This window comes from Megasphaera sp. SW808 (genome assembly GCF_012027795.1).
Taxonomy (GTDB): domain Bacteria; phylum Bacillota; class Negativicutes; order Veillonellales; family Megasphaeraceae; genus Megasphaera; species Megasphaera stantonii.
Map to the genome: position 1 here is coordinate 104,474 of NZ_SJOT01000005.1, position 17,056 is coordinate 121,529.

Sequence of the window (17,056 nt, forward strand, 5' to 3'; positions counted from 1 at the left end):
GCATGCTGTATATTAGGATAGACGTAATCGCTCACGGCTGCGTCGTTATATTTTGCAGCGCCTTGGTTAACAGAGAAAAAAACTGCTTTTTTTCATCCTCACTCATGCCCTGCAATAACGTCCGGCCTGTATACGTGCCGTTCTCAGCCATCGCAGCGCATAACGCACGGCCCTCTTCCGTAAGCGCGACGGTCTTATAGCGGCCGTCCCGTTCGGAAACATGGGTCGTCACCAGCCCCTTGGCCGCCATCCGCTCCACAATGCCGCGGGCAGTCTGATGGGCAACGCCCAGATAGGCTTTCAAATCCACGGCCGACGCGCCGGCATGCTGAGAAAAAAATATAAGGCTGTCCGCCTGCTCCGCTGTCAAGCCGAGTTCTTTAATTTCTCTGTTTCGTATGGTCATGATGACATTGGCCAGTTTGATAACGTTGCGCGCCAAAATATATTCTGCTTCAACCATGAATCCCTATCTCCTATACAAAAATATACAGCATAGTGTGTATTATACAAGCTGCCGCCGCGTTTGTCAAATATACGGAAAAAAGACTGCACGCCAGTGCTATAACACTTCGCGTACAGTCTTTTCAGTTTTATAGAATATGCAGTTATGCCACGCTTTCTTTTTTCCAGCAGCCGCCGTACTTCCAGATGGCACCGCCGGCCAGCGTCGCAGCTAACAAGCCGACCTTCATCGCCGTCGCGTTGGCCGCCACGAAGGGGACGTATTCGGCCAGGTACGTATCCGTCACGATCATGCCGCCGGCCGCCCAGCCTAAAATGGCGCCGCCGACGTAGATGAGGATGGGGAACTTGTTCATGATCTTAATGACCATGGTGCTGCCCAGGATGATGATCGGCACGGAAATCAGCATACCGAAGATGAGCAGGCCCCAGTGGTTGTTCGTCACGCCGACGATACCGAGGACGTTGTCGAGGCTCATGAGCACGTCGGCCAAGATAATCGTCTTAATCGCCGCGCCTAAGGAATCCTTCGCCTCGATGTGGTGCGTCTCTTCCTTGCCCTGGGCGCCGATGAGCTTGATGCCGATGCCGACGAGCAGCACGCCGCCGACGGTCTTCAGGAACGGGATGAACAACAGCCACGACACGATGAACGCCAGCAGGAACCGCAGGAGAATCGCCCCGGCCGTGCCGTATAAAATAGCCTTCTTCTGCAAGTGAGGCGGCAGATTTTTCGCCGCCATGCCGATGACGATGGAGTTGTCGCCGCCAAGGGCCAGGTCAATCAAAATAATCTGCACGATAATGCCAATGTCCAATAATAAGGTATCTGTCAACGTAGGTCCTCCTTTTGAATATACACAGTCAACCAAGCATCTGCTTGTCTTTGTATCTGTACCGTACCTCTATTGTACAAGCAGTCAAATATAATGTAAAATATGAATATATCAGCTTAAATAGCAGCTTTTTGCATATTTCAAAAAGGAGAATACCATGAACTTTCACGATATACAGGCCTTTTTGGCCATCGTCAAATACGGAACCATCAGCAAAGCCGCCGACGAATTATACATTTCCCAAACAGCCGTCACGCGGCGGCTGAAAACGCTGGAAGACGAGCTGGGCATCCCCCTGCTGGATCGGGGCCGGGGCATCAAGGAAGCGACGCTGACGCCGTCGGGACGCGATTTCCTGTCCATCGCCCAGCGATGGAACGCCGTGTGGGAAGAAACGCAGCGGTTCAAAAGCCTGGGAGAACGGCTGTCCTTATCGATCGGGTCGGTGCAGATCCTAAACGATTACGTCTTTCCCGCCCTGTATTCCCGCCTGCTGACCCATTCGCCCGGCATGAACCTCTACATCCATACGGAGCACGCCATCGAATTTCCCCCGTTGGTCGAGCAGCGCGTCATCGACGTGGCCATCGGCTGGCGCGATTCGGCGTCGCCGGAGCTCTCCTGCCAGCCCTGGCGGCAGTCGCCCCTGGTCTGCGTCATGCCCGGCGACCCGCAGGAGTCGGCCCAGGCTCCCGTCGATCCCCGCCGGCTGGACTGTACGAAAGAGCTGTATATCAACTGGCCGCCGTCCTTTACGCAGTGGCATGAAACGTATTGGCCTGCCGACCAATTTCATCCCAGCTATGTTGCCAGCGCCCAGTTGGCCCTGCAAATCATGGCCCACAGCGGCAGCTGGGCCGTCATGCCCCTGTTCTTCGCCAAGTACGCCTGCCAAAAAGGCGCGTTTGCCTATCAATACCTGACGGACCCGCCGGAACCCCTGACGGCCTATATCCTCACCCATAAGACGCCGCGGCCGAACGTCCAAAAAAGCCTGTCCATTTTCTTCGATTACTTAAAACAATTAGACAGCGATATTTTCTAATGATAAACCCCTGCGGATTTTCAGCTGCTCCGCAGGGGTTGTATCGTACATATGCGATTCGCACTCTTTATTTATCGACGGCTTTCTTTATCTTGGCCGCCAAGCCTTTGATTTTCGGCAGCGGCACAGAGCATACGCCCAATCGTACGCCCAGGGCCAACGGCGCGGCGAAGACCAATTCGTCCTGCAGCGCTTCGCAGACCGCCTGCGGATTGGCCGCAGGAATGGAAATGAAGAAGCCCGCATGGTAGGGAATGACGTGCAGGCCGCACTGCGCCGCTTCTTCCGTAAACAGCGACGCCCGTTTTTGAATAATGCGGAAAAATTCCATCCGTTCCTCGTCGAGACGCTTCGTCAAGGCGGCGTCGCCCCGGATCGTCGTCAGAAGCGTCATGGCCGCGCGGTTGACATTGGACCAGGACGTACGGGCCGAATAGCGGCCTAATTCCGTAAATTCCTTGATGACGTCCTCGCTGGACGACACGCCGACGAGGGCCCCGGCCCGCTGCCCGTACAGCGTATAGCCCTTGGACATGCTGAAGGCCACCATGACGAACAAATGGGGCGGCAAGTTGCTGAACTGCTTCATAAAGGTACGGACTTCGTTCTTTTCGCCGGCATAAGCAATGTAGGCGATATCGACGAGAATCGAAATGCGCTTGCCCTGCTTTTCATGGAAGCGGCAGACCTGCAGCACCTCCGCCCAATCCTGGTCGGACAAGGCGAATCCCGTCGGGTTATTAGCCGGCGTATTTAAGATAATCAGCAATGAATCCTGCTTACGCAGCACATCTGCTACGGCCGAGGAAAACGACTCGATATTGAAAGCGCCGCTCTCATCGAGCAGGGCGAACGTCGTAAGCCGGCGGCCGATTTCCTGGCACAAGCTGCCGTATATGCCCCAGCGCCAGTCGGAAGCCAGGACGTCGTCGCCGATTTCAGAATAGTTGGCGATGGCAATATGAATGGCTCCGGTGCCGCCGGCCGTCGCTACGGCGTCTATATATCCTTCGGGACGATATGCCTCGAACGTTTCGTCTATTGCCGCCTTGCGGTAATCCGCCAGGCCAATGGGCGGCGCGTACGTGATAAAATCAGCCATCGGCAGGGCCCGATAGATTTCTTCTACGACGGGAAGACACCCCAATACTTCATCTTCGCCGGCATAGCAGCCTACCGTGGCGTTGACGACGCGCTCCCGGCCATATGCCGCCATCGCCGTCTGGGCAGCCTGGCCGAATTGAAACACGGCGTCGTGTAATTGTTTTCCTTCTCTGCTGGACGCAGCCATAAACGTAGACATATAATCCCTCCTTGAGTTGCATGCTTTTTTATTATACTATATGCTGCCCAAAATGAATATACGAAAACCACAAAAAATCTATGTATTCTTTATACATAATCAGTCTTCCCTTTAAACACTATCTATAAAACCATAAAAAGCTTTAATGTATGCTTTTCACCGTCAACATAAAACGACAGCGGATCCGTTTCCGCTGCCGTTTTGCATGTTTCTGTTATATTAATGATTTATGTTTCTGTACTTTGTCCCGAGTTCCGGCCTTCTGCATCGCCAGGGCGCTCCAGCTCCGCCAGCGTCACTCCTTTTACCGTTAAGAGCCGCCGTATGATTTCATCGCTCTCTATACCGTCGTTGGCAATGAGCGTGACGGCTAGTTCAGCCTGCTCGCTGTCCTCGTCGGACAGGATGCGGAAAGCTTTGACGTTCATCTGTCTGTTTTCCAGGTATTCGGCCAAACGCCGCGATTGCCCAATCGTATTCTTCATGATAATATGTACCGTGTATTCCCGGCGGTGCTGGCTGCTGAGGCGCTTGTCCAAGCGGATGAAGACGGTCAGCACGACGAAGATGAGGACTGTCGCCGCGACGGCTACGGCCAGATATCCCGCGCCTACGACGAGTCCGATAGCCGCGACGGCCCACAGTCCGGCCGCCGTCGTAAGGCCGCGGACATTGCGCGCCTTCTGGTTTGCCAATATGGTGCCGGCGCCTAAAAAGCCGACGCCGGAAATAACCTGAGCGGCGATGCGCTCGGGGTCGGCGTTGCGGTATCCGTACAGCAGGAAATGGTCCATGGCGATGTTGATCGATATGATCATGCACAGGCAGGAGCCGACGCAGACCAAGGTGTGCGTCCGGAGGCCTGCCGCCTTATTCTGCGCCTGCCGTTCATACCCGATGATCGCGCCCAAAAGCAGGGCCACGCACAGGCGGATAATGCTGTCAGTCGTACTGATTACCATATGCCTCGTCTCCTTTTTATGATTTTTTTCTTCTATCTTTAATATTTGTTTAGATAGGTATATTATAATGTATGTCAGCTTCTTGCGGAAGCTGGCCTATACATGAGAAAGAAGGTCTTACCGATGGGTAAACGCATACATTATCTGGATAATCTCCGCACCTTTTTAGTATTCGCCGGCATTTGCTTTGCCGCGCTGGGAAATTTCAGGCCCTTTCCCCTGCTGCATCCCTATGTTCCCGCTCCGATGCACTCCATCGAAGGGCTGGCCATTGATTTCCTGTATAATTTAGCCATCGTATGCATCGTGCCGGCAATCTTTTTTATCAGCGCCTACTTCGGCGCGTCTTCGCTGCGCATCCACATGATCCGGCCCTATTTCAAGAGCAAGTGGACCCGTCTCGGCTGGCCCTGGCTGGCCGGTACAATTCTCCTGGCGCCGGAGCTCCTGTACCTTGCCAGCCGGAGCTGCGGCAGTCACGGCGACGGCCCGGCGTTCTCGATCGTCCACCTGCCGTTCTGGTCTGCCTATTTCCAAAGCCCCTTCTTCTGTATCGGGCTGCTCCTGCTGTTTCATCTGACCTTGATGGGCGCAAAGAAATGGCGGCGTTCCCTCTTTCAGCGGGCGGCAGCCGCGCCTCCCTCAGCAGGAATCCTGGCCGGCTTCTACGCCCTGCAGCTCGTCGTGGCCGCGGCCTTCTTCGGGCTGCTGCTGGCGGCGCACCGCACGCCGGACCTTTGGTTCCCCCTGTATGTGCTGTACCTTGCGGCGATGAGCGGGCTGTACTTCTGCTTCGGCGTGTATGCCTTCAGGCATCGTTGGTTTACGGCCGGAGGCTATGTGCCGTCTGCCGTTCATATCGTCGGCGCGGCCTTGCTGCTGGGCGTCGTCGTCGCCTCGTCCTATATTGCGGCGGGAATTTCCGTATTCATTTCCGGCACGCTGTTTCCCTTATTGCTGTTCTTTTCCATCCTGCAGCTTCCCCTGCTCCTGGCCTTGCTGGCCGCCTTCGCTAAATGGGGAGACAAGGAAACGAACAAGACAAAGCTGGCCGCCGGCCTGGCCTATCCGCTGTACGTCGTCAGCGACACGCTGATTCAGAACACGGCTTATTTCCTCCAGCCCCTGTCCCTCGGCGCGCCGCTGAAATGTATCCTGACGCTGGCCTTGTCTTTCCTCTACGGGTACATGCTGTGCAAATACGCCCTGCGTCATCTGCCTTGCTTCAAAACGCGCTGACACATGCTGATTCATGCGTTTTACGACGGTGATTTGCGTTTTTTGCATATTTCTATCAAATTTTCCGCGTTTTATGCTATGATAAGCATACGCGACATTACGCAGTCTTTCTTCTCACAGATACTATATACACAGAACAGGAGTGCTTACATTACATGGACACGTTATTGCAGCTTATGGAATCGTATGGGTATATCGCCATGTTCATCGCCATGGTACTGGAAAACGCCAATATTCCCATTCCCAGCGAAGTCGTCCTCGGCTTCGCCGGATTTCTCATTTCCCAAGGCGTATTCGACTTTTGGACTACCGTCGTCATCGCCTGCCTGGCCGGCGTCGTCGGCTCCGTCGTCAGCTACTGGCTCGGCTCGTACGGCGGCCGTCCTCTGCTGCTGAAATACGGGAAATACATTTTCTTCAACGAAAAGAAATTCAACATGGCCGAAACGATGTTCAATAAATACGGCGGAGCGGCTGTCTTAATCTGCCGCTGCCTGCCCGGCGTGCGGACCTTTATCTCCTTCCCGGCCGGCGTGGCCCGCTATCCCTTCGGACGCTTCGTCGTCTTCACCATCATCGGCACGATTCCCTGGACGCTGCTCCTCGTGTGGGCCGGCTCGATTCTGGGAAGCCACTGGAAGGACCTGATTCAGTACAACCACATATTCCTCATCGTCATCGTCGCCGTCTGCGCGATTTGCGCCCTCCTGTTCCTCTGGAAACGGCGCCGCGGGAGACTGGCCAAATGAAGCAGTGGATTTATGAACATCGCTGCGGTCTGACGGTCGCATGGTTGGCAGCAATTATTTTGCTGCCTTTTTTGGGTATCGCTCCCCTGACGGACCCCAACGAGCCCGTATACGGGCAAACGGCCAAGGAAATGCTGCTGGCCGGAGACTGGCTTTCTCCCCGCATTTACGGCCAGTTCTGGTACGATAAGCCGCCCCTGTTTTACTGGATGGAAATGCTGTCCTACAGCCTCTTCGGCATTTCCGACTGGTCGTCCCGCCTGCCCAGCGCTGTCGCCGCCGTCGCAACGGCCTTATTCGTCTACGTCCAGGGCAAGGATTTGTTCAATCAAGCCATCGCCTTTATGGCGACGCTCATCTTGCTGACCAGCGTCGGCTTCATGTACGTCGGCAAAGCTGCCGTCACAGACATGACCCTCATGCTCACCCTGACCGTCGCCATGATCTCCCTGTATCAGGGGAAATATTACCGTGCCTACGCCTTCTGCGGCCTGGCCCTGCTGGCAAAAGGCCCCGTCGGCTACGCCTTTCCGGCGCTCATCATGCTGCTGTATATGGCCGCCACCCGCCAGTGGTCTCTCCTCCGGACAATGAAAATTCCTCAGGGCCTCTGCATCGCCTTTCTCGTCGGCCTGCCGTGGTACGTATTCATGTATCAGACCCACGGCGATATATTCCTGCAGACCTTTCTCGGGTATCACAATCTCATCCGCTTTATCGCGCCGGAGCATCCGGGACAAAACAGCATTTTTTTCTTTATTCCCGTCTTTATCGGGGCGATGGTCCCGTGGATTCCGGCCCTGGCTCCGGCAGTACGGCGCTTGTTCAAAAAACGCGACCCCTTTAACGATACGGTGCTGTTCTGCCTGATTTGGGCGGCTTTTATCTTCGTGTTCTTTTCCCTGTCCCATACGCAGCTGGTCACGTATATCGCACCGGCCTTTCCGCCGGCGGCCTATATCATCGCCTGGTATTTGTACCGCTGCTATCTGGAAAAGCGCCCGCCTCTCGGCGCAATCGCCGCGGCCTATATCCTGGCTGTCGGCCTCCTGCTCTGCAACGCCATCCCGCTGAACGAAGGGGCGGAATTTTTCGCCCAGCCGATTCTCATCGGCTCGATCCTGCTGAGCACGGCCCTGTTCCTGCCGGCCTTTCTGCTGTACCGGCGGCAATGGAAAAAAGCCTTCGCCTCTGCCGTCGTCGTCATGGTCGTCTTTTCCTGGGCAGCCTTCGGCTTCGTCATGCCCCGCATCGCCGAGCACACGACGTCGTACGAAGCGGCCTATATCCTTCACGACGTATACGACGGCCGATCCGATTTATATATCGAAAAATTTCTCCGTCCGGGCATCGCCTATTACAGCAACCTGCACGGCATGGAATGGCAAAAGGACAACCTGCCCGACTTCGCCGCCCTGCTGACGTCTCCCGATAAAGCCTATATCGTCATGACCAAGACGTCCTTCCTCAAGCTCAATCAAACAGTTCCCGAACTGCGGCAATACGGTATGGCGGCAGATCTGCCGTCTCAAGTCATTCTCATCAATCATCCATAGGAGGTATGCAATGAAACACCGCCCTGTATTTTTCCTGCTCGCCGTCCTCTGCTTCCTGTTTCTGCTCCTCGGCAACAGCCAGCTGGCCGTCACCGACCCCGTCGAGTCCAACTACGCCCTGACGGCAAAGGAAATGGTCTTGTCCGGCGACTGGATTTCTCCGCAGATTTACGGTACGTACTGGTTCGATAAGCCTATTTTTATCTATTGGATGCTGTGTATTTCCTACACTCTGTGCGGCTTTACGGATTTCGCCTCCCGCCTGCCCGGCGCCCTCTTCGGTACGGCTTCGGTCGTGCTGGCGGCATGGTACATGCTGCGCCGCACGGGCCGCATGACAGCTGCCCTCATCGTAGCCGCCATGACCGTAACGTCCCTGGCCGTCTGGGCCATCAGCCATTCGATTATTACCGACCAGATGCTCTTTTTCTTCACGTCGGCCGCCATGTTCTTCGCCTATATCGGCCTGACGGAGGGGAAAACATGGTACGTCGTCGCCGCCTACGTCATGGCCGGCTTCGCCGTGCTGACCAAGGGCCCCGTCGGCATCGTCCTGCCGGGAACGTTCCTCCTCGTCTTCATCGCCCTGCGCCGCAATACGCAGTATATCAAGCGCCTCTTTCCGCCTGTCGGCATCGTCTTGTTTCTCCTCGTCGTCCTGTCCTGGTACGGCACGATGTACGCCCGCCACGGCGCGGCCTTTATCGACGGCTTCCTGGGATTTAACAACGTCGTGCGGGCTACCGTATCGGAGCACCCGGAAATGAACGTCTGGTATTACTACGTCGTCCTCGTTCCCGTCAGCCTGCTGCCCTGGACTGGTCCCTGCCTGTACGGCCTGTGGAAACGGCGCGGCTGGACTGACGAATACGTCTTCATGACCGTCTGGGCCGTCGGGACCATCCTCTTCTACACGGCCATGGCGACGAAATATCCGACCTATGCCTATATCGCCAACATGCCCCTCCTGTACATCGGCGCGTTGGCCGTCATGGATCTCCATGAAAAGAGCTCGCGCAAAATCTGGACGGTCGTCACCGGCCCGGCACTCTTCTTCTGGCTCCTGTTTTTAGGGGCGGCCCTGTTCGCCAAGCCCGGCGCTGTCGTCCTGGGAGACCTGTTCTGGCTTATCGTTTTCATTCCCTTGGCCACGGCAATCCTCGTCTTCTCCCAATGGCAGAAGGCCCTGCCGGCGATCCCCATCGTCATCACAGCCAGCACCATGGTCATATACGGACTTCTGACCTTCCAGGTATTGACGCCCTTTTACGAATACCGCTCGTCATCGGCTCTCATCGAAGCCTCGTCGAAGTTCCCCGGCCAGATATATTTCTTCGAGGAATACCGCACATCCTTCGTCTATTACACGGACAAGCGCGCCGTCTGGACCGCGCCGGCCAGCTTCGACGAAAACGCCCGCCTGAAACGGGACGCCGTCTGGTCGAAAAAGCATCTCTTCCCGACGGAAGAAGAACGCAGCGTCATGGATAAGCTGCAGCGACGCGAAGCCCTGACCCTCATCGTGCCGCGAAGCCGGTACGACGATTACGTCGCATCGCCCTTCTTCCCCCTGACCCGCCAGCTGGGAAAATTCGGCACGTACACTGTATTTACGACTTTATAGGAGGCTCTTATGTCTACGATTGAAACCTTTCTCACTTCGCTGCAGCAGTATGAAGGCGACGGCGTGTATAATCCCTGGCGCGATTACGACGAGCGCTGCGACTGCGGCCCCGACGCGCCTCTCATCCGTAGCCGCCAGCTGACGGACTATCTTCGCCGCCGCGTCGGCCGCGCCAAATACCTCTTCGTCGCCGAAGCCGCCGGCTATCAGGGCTGCCGCTTTACAGGCGTAGCCATTACGTGCGAGCGCATGCTCCTGAACGCTCACAAGCAGGTGACCAGCGCCATGGTCCTGGGCTACGACGGCCAGCGGACGAGCCGGCCCGACTGCCCCTTTATGACCAGCAATCCCCAGCGGCGGCAGGGCATGAACGAACCGACGGATACGTACGTATGGGGAGCCATTCTGGACAACGGCCTTTCGCCGGACGACGTCATCCTCTGGAATATATTCCCCTTTCATCCCCACAAGGACTCGCCCTTCAGCAACCGCACGCCAACAGATGCCGAGCTGGCCGCCGGCCTTACGTATACGCAGGAGCTCTTAGCCCTGTGCCGCCCCGATATCCTCATCGGAGCCATCGGCCGCAAATCGGCCCTTATGCTGGAAGAAAAAGGCCTGGCCGCCGCCGTCATGCGCCATCCGGCCAACGGCGGAGCCGGCTTATTCCGGCAGCAATTTGCCCAATGGATTTCTGAAAACGCTCGCCCATAATTTGCAGGCAGGCGTTTTTTTATAGCTGAAATAAACTCTTTATCTCTTTATTACAGCAAATCATCGTTACTTTACAAAAATATATTAGGTATTTACATATCTTTTCCGTAAATTATTCGAAAAAGCATTGCAATTTTATTATGAATTGTTTATAATTGAATGCAAACCTATAAGCGGGTCTGGAATATCACGCGCGTGCGGTTTTTCAGGCCTGTTTTTTTATAGAGAAGGGGGAACTATATATGTATAAAAAACTGCGCGACCTGCCGGAACCGCAAGGCTTGTACGACCCGTCGTTTGAACACGACGCCTGCGGCATCGGTATCGTCGCAAATATACGAGGAAAAAAATCGTACGACATCATCGACGACGCCCTCACGATCTTGGAAAACCTGAAGCACCGCGGCGCAGAAGGGGCCGACGCCCAAAGCGGCGACGGTGCGGGGATACTCATTCAGATTCCCCACGAATTCTTCTGCCGCGAATGCGAAACCCTGGGATTCTCCCTGCCTGCCGAAGGCGAGTACGGCGTCGGCATGATCTTTGCCCACCGCTACGAAGAATTCCGCAAGAAACAGATGGAAGCCTTCTCGAACATCGTCCGGGCCGAAGGCCTGTCCATTTTGGGATGGCGCGACGTTCCCGTCGACGAAAGCCTGATCGGCAATATCGCCAAGACGACTCGTCCCCATTTCCTGCAAGTCTTCATCCAAAAGAGCCCGTCCATGACCAACCAGATGGACTTTGAACGCAAGCTGTATATCATCCGCAAGCTGGCCGAAAAGGCCATCGTCCCCATCAGCCAGGAAAAGGGCACAGATTTCTACATCGCCAGCCTGTCGTCGCGGACGATCGTGTACAAGGGCATGCTGACGTCGGTACAGCTCCGCCATTTCTACCTTGATTTGTCCGACCTGGACGTCACGACGTCTATGGCCCTCGTCCATTCGCGGTTCAGCACCAATACCTTCCCCAGCTGGGCCAGAGCCCATCCGAACCGCTACATCGTCCACAACGGCGAAATCAATACGATCCAGGGCAATATCAACTGGCTCAACGCCCGCGAAAGCAAGTCGAAATCGGAATTCTTCCCCGATATGGAAAAGGTATTCCCCGTCGTCGACGCTACGGGCAGCGACTCGTCCATGTTCGACAACTGTCTGGAATACTTGTACATGACGGGCCATTCCCTGCCCCACGCCATGATGATGATGATTCCCGAGCCTTGGGAACGGGACCCGCTCATGAGCGAAGAAAAGCGAGATTTCTACCGCTATCACAACTTCATGCTCGAGCCCTGGGACGGCCCGGCGGCTATCGGCTTCTGCGACGGCACGGTCATCGGCGGCATGCTGGACCGCAACGGCCTGCGCCCGGCCCGCTACTACGTCACGCGGGACGACCGGGTCATCGCCAGCTCCGAAGTCGGCGTCGTCAACATCCCGGCCGACGAAATCCTCTACAAGGGCCGGCTGGAACCGGGCAAGATGCTCCTCGTCGACACGAAGGAACAGCGCATCATCGACGACGACGAAATCAAGCGGCAAATCGCCACGGAGCACCCCTACCACCAGTGGTACGAAGAACACATCGTCCACCTGGACGACCTGATGAACAACCAGCTCATCACGGACAACGATACCCTGATTCCCTACGACCTGAAGGAGCAGGAAAAAGTCTTCGGCTACACCCAGGAAGACATGGACAAGGTCATCCTGCCCATGGCCCGCGACGGCAAGCAGCCTATCGATTCCATGGGCGTCGACGTGCCTCTGGCCGTCCTCAATGACAAGCCTCAGCTCTTATACGATTATTTCAAGGAAAACTTCGCTCAGGTTACCAATCCGGCTATCGACGGCGTCCGCGAAAATATCGTCATGGCGACGGCCGTCATGGCCGGCAACGTAGCCAACATCATGGACCCCAACGAAGAGGCCACGGCGGCGCTGTACTTAAAAACGCCGCTCATCACGAACGAAGAAATGGCCGTCGTCAAGTCCCTCATGTCGAAGAAGCTGCGGGCCGCCACCTTATCCATGCTCTATCCAGTCAACAGCGGCGCCGAAGGCATGGAAACGGCCATCGAATCCCTGTGCATCGACGCCTTGAAGGCCATCAAAAACGGGGCCAATATCCTCGTCCTGTCCGACCGGGGCGTCAACTCCCGCATGGCCGCCATTCCGGCCCTCCTGGCCTCGGCGGCGCTGCACCACTACCTCATCGACAAGACGGTCCGCTCTGACGTCGGCCTCATCCTCGAATCGGGCGAACCGCGGGAAATCCACCACTTCTGCACCCTCATCGGCTACGGCATCACGGCCATCAACCCCTACATCGCCCTCGAATCCATTAAGGAACTCATTCTCAAGGGCAAATTGGGCAAGATGACCTATGAAAAGGCCCGTGACAACTACATGGACGCCGCCGTCAAGGGTATCCTGGCCGTCATGTCCAAGATGGGCATTTCTACGGTCCACAGCTACCACGGCGCGCAGATTTTCGAAGCCGTCGGCATTAAGCAGGATCTGATCAACAAGTATTTCTGCAACACGCCGTCGCGCATAGAAGGCATCGGCATTACGGAAATCGCCAGGGAAAACGCCCTGCGCCACGAAACGGCCTACGGCTCCGACGACGCCCTGGAACGGGGCGATTTCTACCAGTACCACAAGGGCGGCCAGCCTCACATCATCGACCCCGAAGCAGTCCGACTGCTGCAGAAGGCCTGCAAGGAAAAGAATTACGATATCTATAAGGAATATGCCGAACGGGTCAACACGTCTTCCATCTTCCGCCTCCGCGACCTGCTGGAATTCGAATACCCCGCCGGCTGCAGCATTCCCATCGAAGAAGTCGAATCAGTCGACTCCATCGTCAAGCGGTTCCGCACCGGCGCCATGAGCTACGGCGCCCTCAGCAAGGAAGCCCACGAATGCATCGCCACGGCCATGAACCGCCTCGGCGGCATGAGCAACACCGGCGAAGGCGGCGAAGACGCAGCCCGGTTCAGCACGGAAACGAACGACAAAATCAAGCAGGTCGCCTCGGCCCGCTTCGGCGTGACGAGCAACTACCTCATTCATGCCGATGAGCTGCAGATCAAATGCTCCCAAGGTGCGAAGCCGGGCGAAGGCGGCCACCTGCCAGGCAGCAAGGTCTACCCGGATATCGCCAAGACGCGCCACGCCACGACGGGCGTCGCCCTCATTTCGCCGCCGCCTCACCACGACGTCTACTCCATCGAAGACCTGGCCGAGCTCATCTTCGACCTTAAAAACGTCAACCCCAAAGCCCGCGTCGGCGTCAAGCTCACGTCGGGAGCCGGCATCGGCACCATCTCAGCCGGCGTCGTCAAGGCCAAGGCCGACAACATCGTCGTCAGCGGCTACGACGGCGGTACGGGCGCATCGCCGCGGACCAGCCTGCGCCACGCCGGCCTGCCCTGGGAAATTGGCTTGGCCGAAGTGCAGCAGACCTTGCTTCTCAACAAGCTGCGCGATCGCGTAAAGGTCGAAGTCGACGGCAAAATGCTCACCGGCCGGGACGTCGCCATCGCCGCCTTGTTCGGTGCGGAAATCTTCGGCTTCGGCACGGCTCCGCTTCTGACCATCGGCTGCCACATGCTCCGCGTGTGCCACCTCAACACCTGCCCCTACGGCGTCTGCACGCAGGATGAAAAGCTGCGCAAGCGCTTCAAGGGCAAGCCGGAATACATTGTCAACTTCATGCGCTTCGTCGCCCAGGACCTGCGGGAAATCATGGCCCGCCTCGGCTTCCACACCATCGACGAAATGGTCGGCCGCTACGACTGCCTGAAGCAAAAGCAGCACGTCCTCAACTGGAAGGCTGCGACGGTCAACCTGAAAAACCTCCTCTTCCGTCCCTATACAGACGCCTCCGTAGGCCATCACTGCACCATGGACCAAGACCACGGCATCAACGCTACTCTGGACATGTCCAAGCTCATCCGCATGTGCCGGCCGGCGCTGGAACAGAAAAAACATATCTGCTCCCGCCTGCGCATCCAAAACACGGACCGCGTCACCGGCGCCCTCCTAGGCAGCGAAATCACGCGTCGCTACGGCGAAAAGGGACTGCCGGAAGATACGATCAGCCTGTCCTTCGTCGGCTCTGCCGGCCAAAGCTTCGGCGCCTTCATCCCCAAGGGCCTGACCCTTTCCCTTGAAGGCGACGCCAACGACTACGTCGGCAAAGGCCTGTCCGGCGGCAAGATCATCGTATCGCCGCCGCGGGGCTCCGTCTTCCCGGCAGAAGACAATATCATCATCGGCAACGTCGCCTTCTACGGCGCGACGAGCGGCGAAGCCTACATCAACGGCACGGCAGGCGAACGGTTCTGCGTCCGCAACAGCGGCGCGACGGCCGTCGTCGAAGGCGTAGGCAACCACGGCTGCGAATACATGACCGGCGGCCGGGTCCTCATCCTCGGCAGCACGGGACGCAACTTCGCCGCCGGCATGTCCGGAGGCATTGCCTATGTCTACGACTTAGAGCCGGGCAAATGCAACCCCGACCTGGTTAAACTGGAAGACCTGACCGACCCGGACGAACAGCAGTTTGTCAAATCGCTGCTGGAAAAGCACGTCGCCTATACGGACAGCAACCTCGGCCACATGCTGCTGGAAAACTGGGAAGACACCGTATCGAGAATCACCAAGGTCATTCCCGAAGCCTACGAAGAAATGGTCTCCCTCATCGCCCAGGCCCAGGCCGAAGGCCACAGCGAAGAAGAAGCCCATATGATCGCCTTCGAACAGAAACACGGCAAGAAAAAGTAAATATGCATATTGCAGCGACAGCCGCCCGATAAGGGCGGCTGTTTTTCGTCTGCCATCTGCAGTGCTTTGACAATTCCGTATTTACCTTTAGTCAATACGTCGTAGCGTTTTTGGTTATTCCGCAGCAGAGACAGGCACTTTACAATATAGATATACATAGTTTTTCAATCGTCATACCAAAAGGAGCACTAGACATGAACACAGTAACCCTCAACAACGGCGTCGCCATGCCGGTACTCGGCCTCGGCGTATATCAGATAGACGACGCGTCCCTCTGCGAACAAATCGTACGGGACGCCCTGCGCGCCGGCTACCGCCTCATCGACACGGCCGCCGCCTACGGAAACGAAGAAGCCGTCGGACGCGCCGTCAAGCGAAGCGGCGTTCCCCGCGAAGACATCTTCATTACGACCAAGGTCTGGGTACAGGACTTCGGCTATGAAAAGACGAAGCGTGCCGTCGCCGCCTCCCTCGAAAAGCTGGACATGGCCTACGTCGACTTAGTGCTGCTCCACCAGCAGCTGTCCGACTATTACGGCTCGTGGCGGGCCTTGCAGGAATTGTGCCGCCAGGGAAGCGTCCGGGCCATCGGCGTTTCCAACTTCTATCCCGACCGGCTGGCCGACCTCTGCGAAAACGCCGATATCCTCCCGGCCGTCAATCAGATCGAATGCCATCCCTTTTACCAGCGCGCCTACGACCTGGACGTCATGAAAAAGCTGCGCGTCGCACCCATGGCCTGGGGCCCCTTCGCCGAAGGCGGCCATGATATTTGGAACAATCCTATCCTGAAAAAAATCGCCGCAAAGCACGGCAAAACCGTCGCCCAGGTCGCCCTGCGCTTTACCCTCCAGCGCGGCGTCATCGTCATCCCCAAGACGGTTCACAAGGACCGGCTCATCGAAAACATGGCTGTCTGGGACTTCGAGCTCGACGGCGAAGATATGGCCCAAATCGCCGCCTTGGACACGGACCGCACGGAAATCATCGACCACTTGACCGTCCATATGGTTCAATTCTTAAACCGTCATAAAATTCACGAGTAAACAGAAAGGATACATCATGAAAACGATTTTACTAGTCAACGTCAGCCCCAGAGTACAGGGCAACTCGGAAGTCATTACCCAAATCTTAGCGGAAGACCTGAAAGACCAGCAAGTCGTCGTCTTTACGATGCGGGAAAAAGACTGCCGATACTGCAAAGCCTGCGGCGCCTGTCAGGGAACGGCGGGGCAGAGCTGCGTGCAGGACGACGACATTACGAAATTGCTGCCGGTCATCGAGGACTGCGACGCCATTGTCGTCGCCACTCCCATTTACAACCAGCAGGTATCGTCGCTGGCAAAGCTGTTTATCGAGCGGTTCTACCCCTGGTTCGATTTCGATAAAAAGGGAATGTCCAATACGGCTAAGTACGGCAAAAAAGCGGCTCTCGTCTGCTCCTTCTGGGGCAGCCCCAAAGACAGGGTAAAAACATATGCCGACTGGACAGTGAGCGGCTTTTGCCAAATGGGAGCAGAACAGTTCCAAACCCTCATCTTCAACCAAATCCCCAATGCCGGCGACGTAAAAAATCGGCCCGATTACGTAGAACAGGTGCATCAGCTCGCCTGCTGGCTGAAAGAATAAGGAGGACTGCCAATGCATACTCGCATATTAGGAACGGAATTACAGGTATCAGCTGTCGGCCTGGGCTGCATGGGATTATCTCACGCCTATGGTACAGCTCTGGATAAAAAAGAGGCCATAACCCGCATCCGTGAA

General features: G+C 56.5%; 13 protein-coding genes. 9 read left to right on the forward strand and 4 right to left on the reverse strand.

Annotation, left to right across the window (positions count from 1 at the left end):
- Positions 1 to 31 precede the first annotated feature (31 nt).
- Positions 32 to 463: a MarR family winged helix-turn-helix transcriptional regulator gene (locus E0L13_RS03365; protein WP_095630049.1), complete on the reverse strand. Its 432-nt coding sequence runs from the start codon at positions 461 to 463 to the stop codon at positions 32 to 34.
- A 145-nt stretch (positions 464 to 608) separates the two neighbouring features.
- On the reverse strand, positions 609 to 1,301 hold the full coding sequence (locus E0L13_RS03370) for a TerC family protein (RefSeq protein ID WP_168060314.1): 693 nt from the start codon (positions 1,299 to 1,301) through the stop codon (positions 609 to 611).
- Positions 1,302 to 1,458: 157 nt separating this feature from the next.
- On the opposite strand from E0L13_RS03370, the gene E0L13_RS03375 reads away from it, so the two are divergent.
- A complete protein-coding gene (locus tag E0L13_RS03375; protein WP_168060316.1) occupies positions 1,459 to 2,346 on the forward strand; it encodes a LysR family transcriptional regulator in 888 nt (295 codons plus the stop codon).
- Between the two features lie 67 nt (positions 2,347 to 2,413).
- Here the strand turns inward: E0L13_RS03375 and E0L13_RS03380 are convergent, their stop codons facing one another.
- Positions 2,414 to 3,649 carry an aminotransferase class I/II-fold pyridoxal phosphate-dependent enzyme gene (locus tag E0L13_RS03380; RefSeq protein ID WP_168060318.1) on the reverse strand — a complete coding sequence of 412 codons (1,236 nt, stop codon included), beginning with the start codon at positions 3,647 to 3,649 and terminating at the stop codon, positions 2,414 to 2,416.
- Positions 3,650 to 3,876: 227 nt separating this feature from the next.
- Positions 3,877 to 4,611: an MgtC/SapB family protein gene (locus tag E0L13_RS03385; protein WP_087477592.1), complete on the reverse strand. Its 735-nt coding sequence runs from the start codon at positions 4,609 to 4,611 to the stop codon at positions 3,877 to 3,879.
- A 123-nt stretch (positions 4,612 to 4,734) separates the two neighbouring features.
- Here E0L13_RS03385 and E0L13_RS03390 point away from each other — a divergent pair, with 123 nt between their 5' ends.
- The 8 genes from E0L13_RS03390 to E0L13_RS03425 all read left to right on the forward strand — a co-directional run bounded on the left by E0L13_RS03390 (position 4,735) and on the right by E0L13_RS03425 (position 16,921).
- On the forward strand, positions 4,735 to 5,850 hold the full coding sequence (locus E0L13_RS03390; protein WP_168060320.1) for a hypothetical protein: 1,116 nt from the start codon (positions 4,735 to 4,737) through the stop codon (positions 5,848 to 5,850).
- Positions 5,851 to 6,005: 155 nt separating this feature from the next.
- Positions 6,006 to 6,599 (forward strand): DedA family protein, encoded by a 594-nt coding sequence (locus tag E0L13_RS03395; protein WP_168060322.1) that lies wholly within the window; start codon positions 6,006 to 6,008, stop codon positions 6,597 to 6,599.
- Positions 6,596 to 8,155 carry a glycosyltransferase family 39 protein gene (locus E0L13_RS03400; RefSeq protein WP_168060324.1) on the forward strand — a complete coding sequence of 520 codons (1,560 nt, stop codon included), beginning with the start codon at positions 6,596 to 6,598 and terminating at the stop codon, positions 8,153 to 8,155. Before E0L13_RS03395 ends, E0L13_RS03400 begins: the two co-directional genes overlap by 4 nt.
- Before the next feature lie 10 nt (positions 8,156 to 8,165).
- Positions 8,166 to 9,779: a glycosyltransferase family 39 protein gene (locus E0L13_RS03405; RefSeq protein WP_168060326.1), complete on the forward strand. Its 1,614-nt coding sequence runs from the start codon at positions 8,166 to 8,168 to the stop codon at positions 9,777 to 9,779.
- Between the two features lie 9 nt (positions 9,780 to 9,788).
- Positions 9,789 to 10,493, forward strand: a complete 705-nt coding sequence (locus E0L13_RS03410; protein ID WP_168060328.1) for a uracil-DNA glycosylase — start codon at positions 9,789 to 9,791, stop codon at positions 10,491 to 10,493.
- 242 nt (positions 10,494 to 10,735) lie between these two features.
- A complete protein-coding gene (gene gltB / locus E0L13_RS03415; RefSeq protein ID WP_107196233.1) occupies positions 10,736 to 15,292 on the forward strand; it encodes a glutamate synthase large subunit in 4,557 nt (1,518 codons plus the stop codon).
- Between the two features lie 194 nt (positions 15,293 to 15,486).
- Positions 15,487 to 16,338: an aldo/keto reductase gene (locus E0L13_RS03420; RefSeq protein WP_107196232.1), complete on the forward strand. Its 852-nt coding sequence runs from the start codon at positions 15,487 to 15,489 to the stop codon at positions 16,336 to 16,338.
- Between the two features lie 16 nt (positions 16,339 to 16,354).
- Positions 16,355 to 16,921, forward strand: a complete 567-nt coding sequence (locus E0L13_RS03425; protein ID WP_107196231.1) for a flavodoxin family protein — start codon at positions 16,355 to 16,357, stop codon at positions 16,919 to 16,921.
- Positions 16,922 to 17,056: the final 135 nt, after the last annotated feature.

Bases quoted from the DNA above. Each gene is read 5' to 3' on its own strand.
- E0L13_RS03365 (WP_095630049.1), bottom strand. From the start codon at position 463: ATGGTTGAAGCAGAATATATTTTGGCGCGCAACGTTATCAAACTGGCC.
- E0L13_RS03375 (WP_168060316.1), top strand. From the start codon at position 1,459: ATGAACTTTCACGATATACAGGCCTTTTTGGCCATCGTCAAATACGGA.
- E0L13_RS03380 (WP_168060318.1), bottom strand. From the start codon at position 3,649: ATGTCTACGTTTATGGCTGCGTCCAGCAGAGAAGGAAAACAATTACAC.
- E0L13_RS03385 (WP_087477592.1), bottom strand. From the start codon at position 4,611: ATGGTAATCAGTACGACTGACAGCATTATCCGCCTGTGCGTGGCCCTG.
- E0L13_RS03390 (WP_168060320.1), top strand. From the start codon at position 4,735: ATGGGTAAACGCATACATTATCTGGATAATCTCCGCACCTTTTTAGTA.
- E0L13_RS03395 (WP_168060322.1), top strand. From the start codon at position 6,006: ATGGACACGTTATTGCAGCTTATGGAATCGTATGGGTATATCGCCATG.
- E0L13_RS03400 (WP_168060324.1), top strand. From the start codon at position 6,596: ATGAAGCAGTGGATTTATGAACATCGCTGCGGTCTGACGGTCGCATGG.
- E0L13_RS03405 (WP_168060326.1), top strand. From the start codon at position 8,166: ATGAAACACCGCCCTGTATTTTTCCTGCTCGCCGTCCTCTGCTTCCTG.
- E0L13_RS03410 (WP_168060328.1), top strand. From the start codon at position 9,789: ATGTCTACGATTGAAACCTTTCTCACTTCGCTGCAGCAGTATGAAGGC.
- gltB (WP_107196233.1), top strand. From the start codon at position 10,736: ATGTATAAAAAACTGCGCGACCTGCCGGAACCGCAAGGCTTGTACGAC.
- E0L13_RS03420 (WP_107196232.1), top strand. From the start codon at position 15,487: ATGAACACAGTAACCCTCAACAACGGCGTCGCCATGCCGGTACTCGGC.
- E0L13_RS03425 (WP_107196231.1), top strand. From the start codon at position 16,355: ATGAAAACGATTTTACTAGTCAACGTCAGCCCCAGAGTACAGGGCAAC.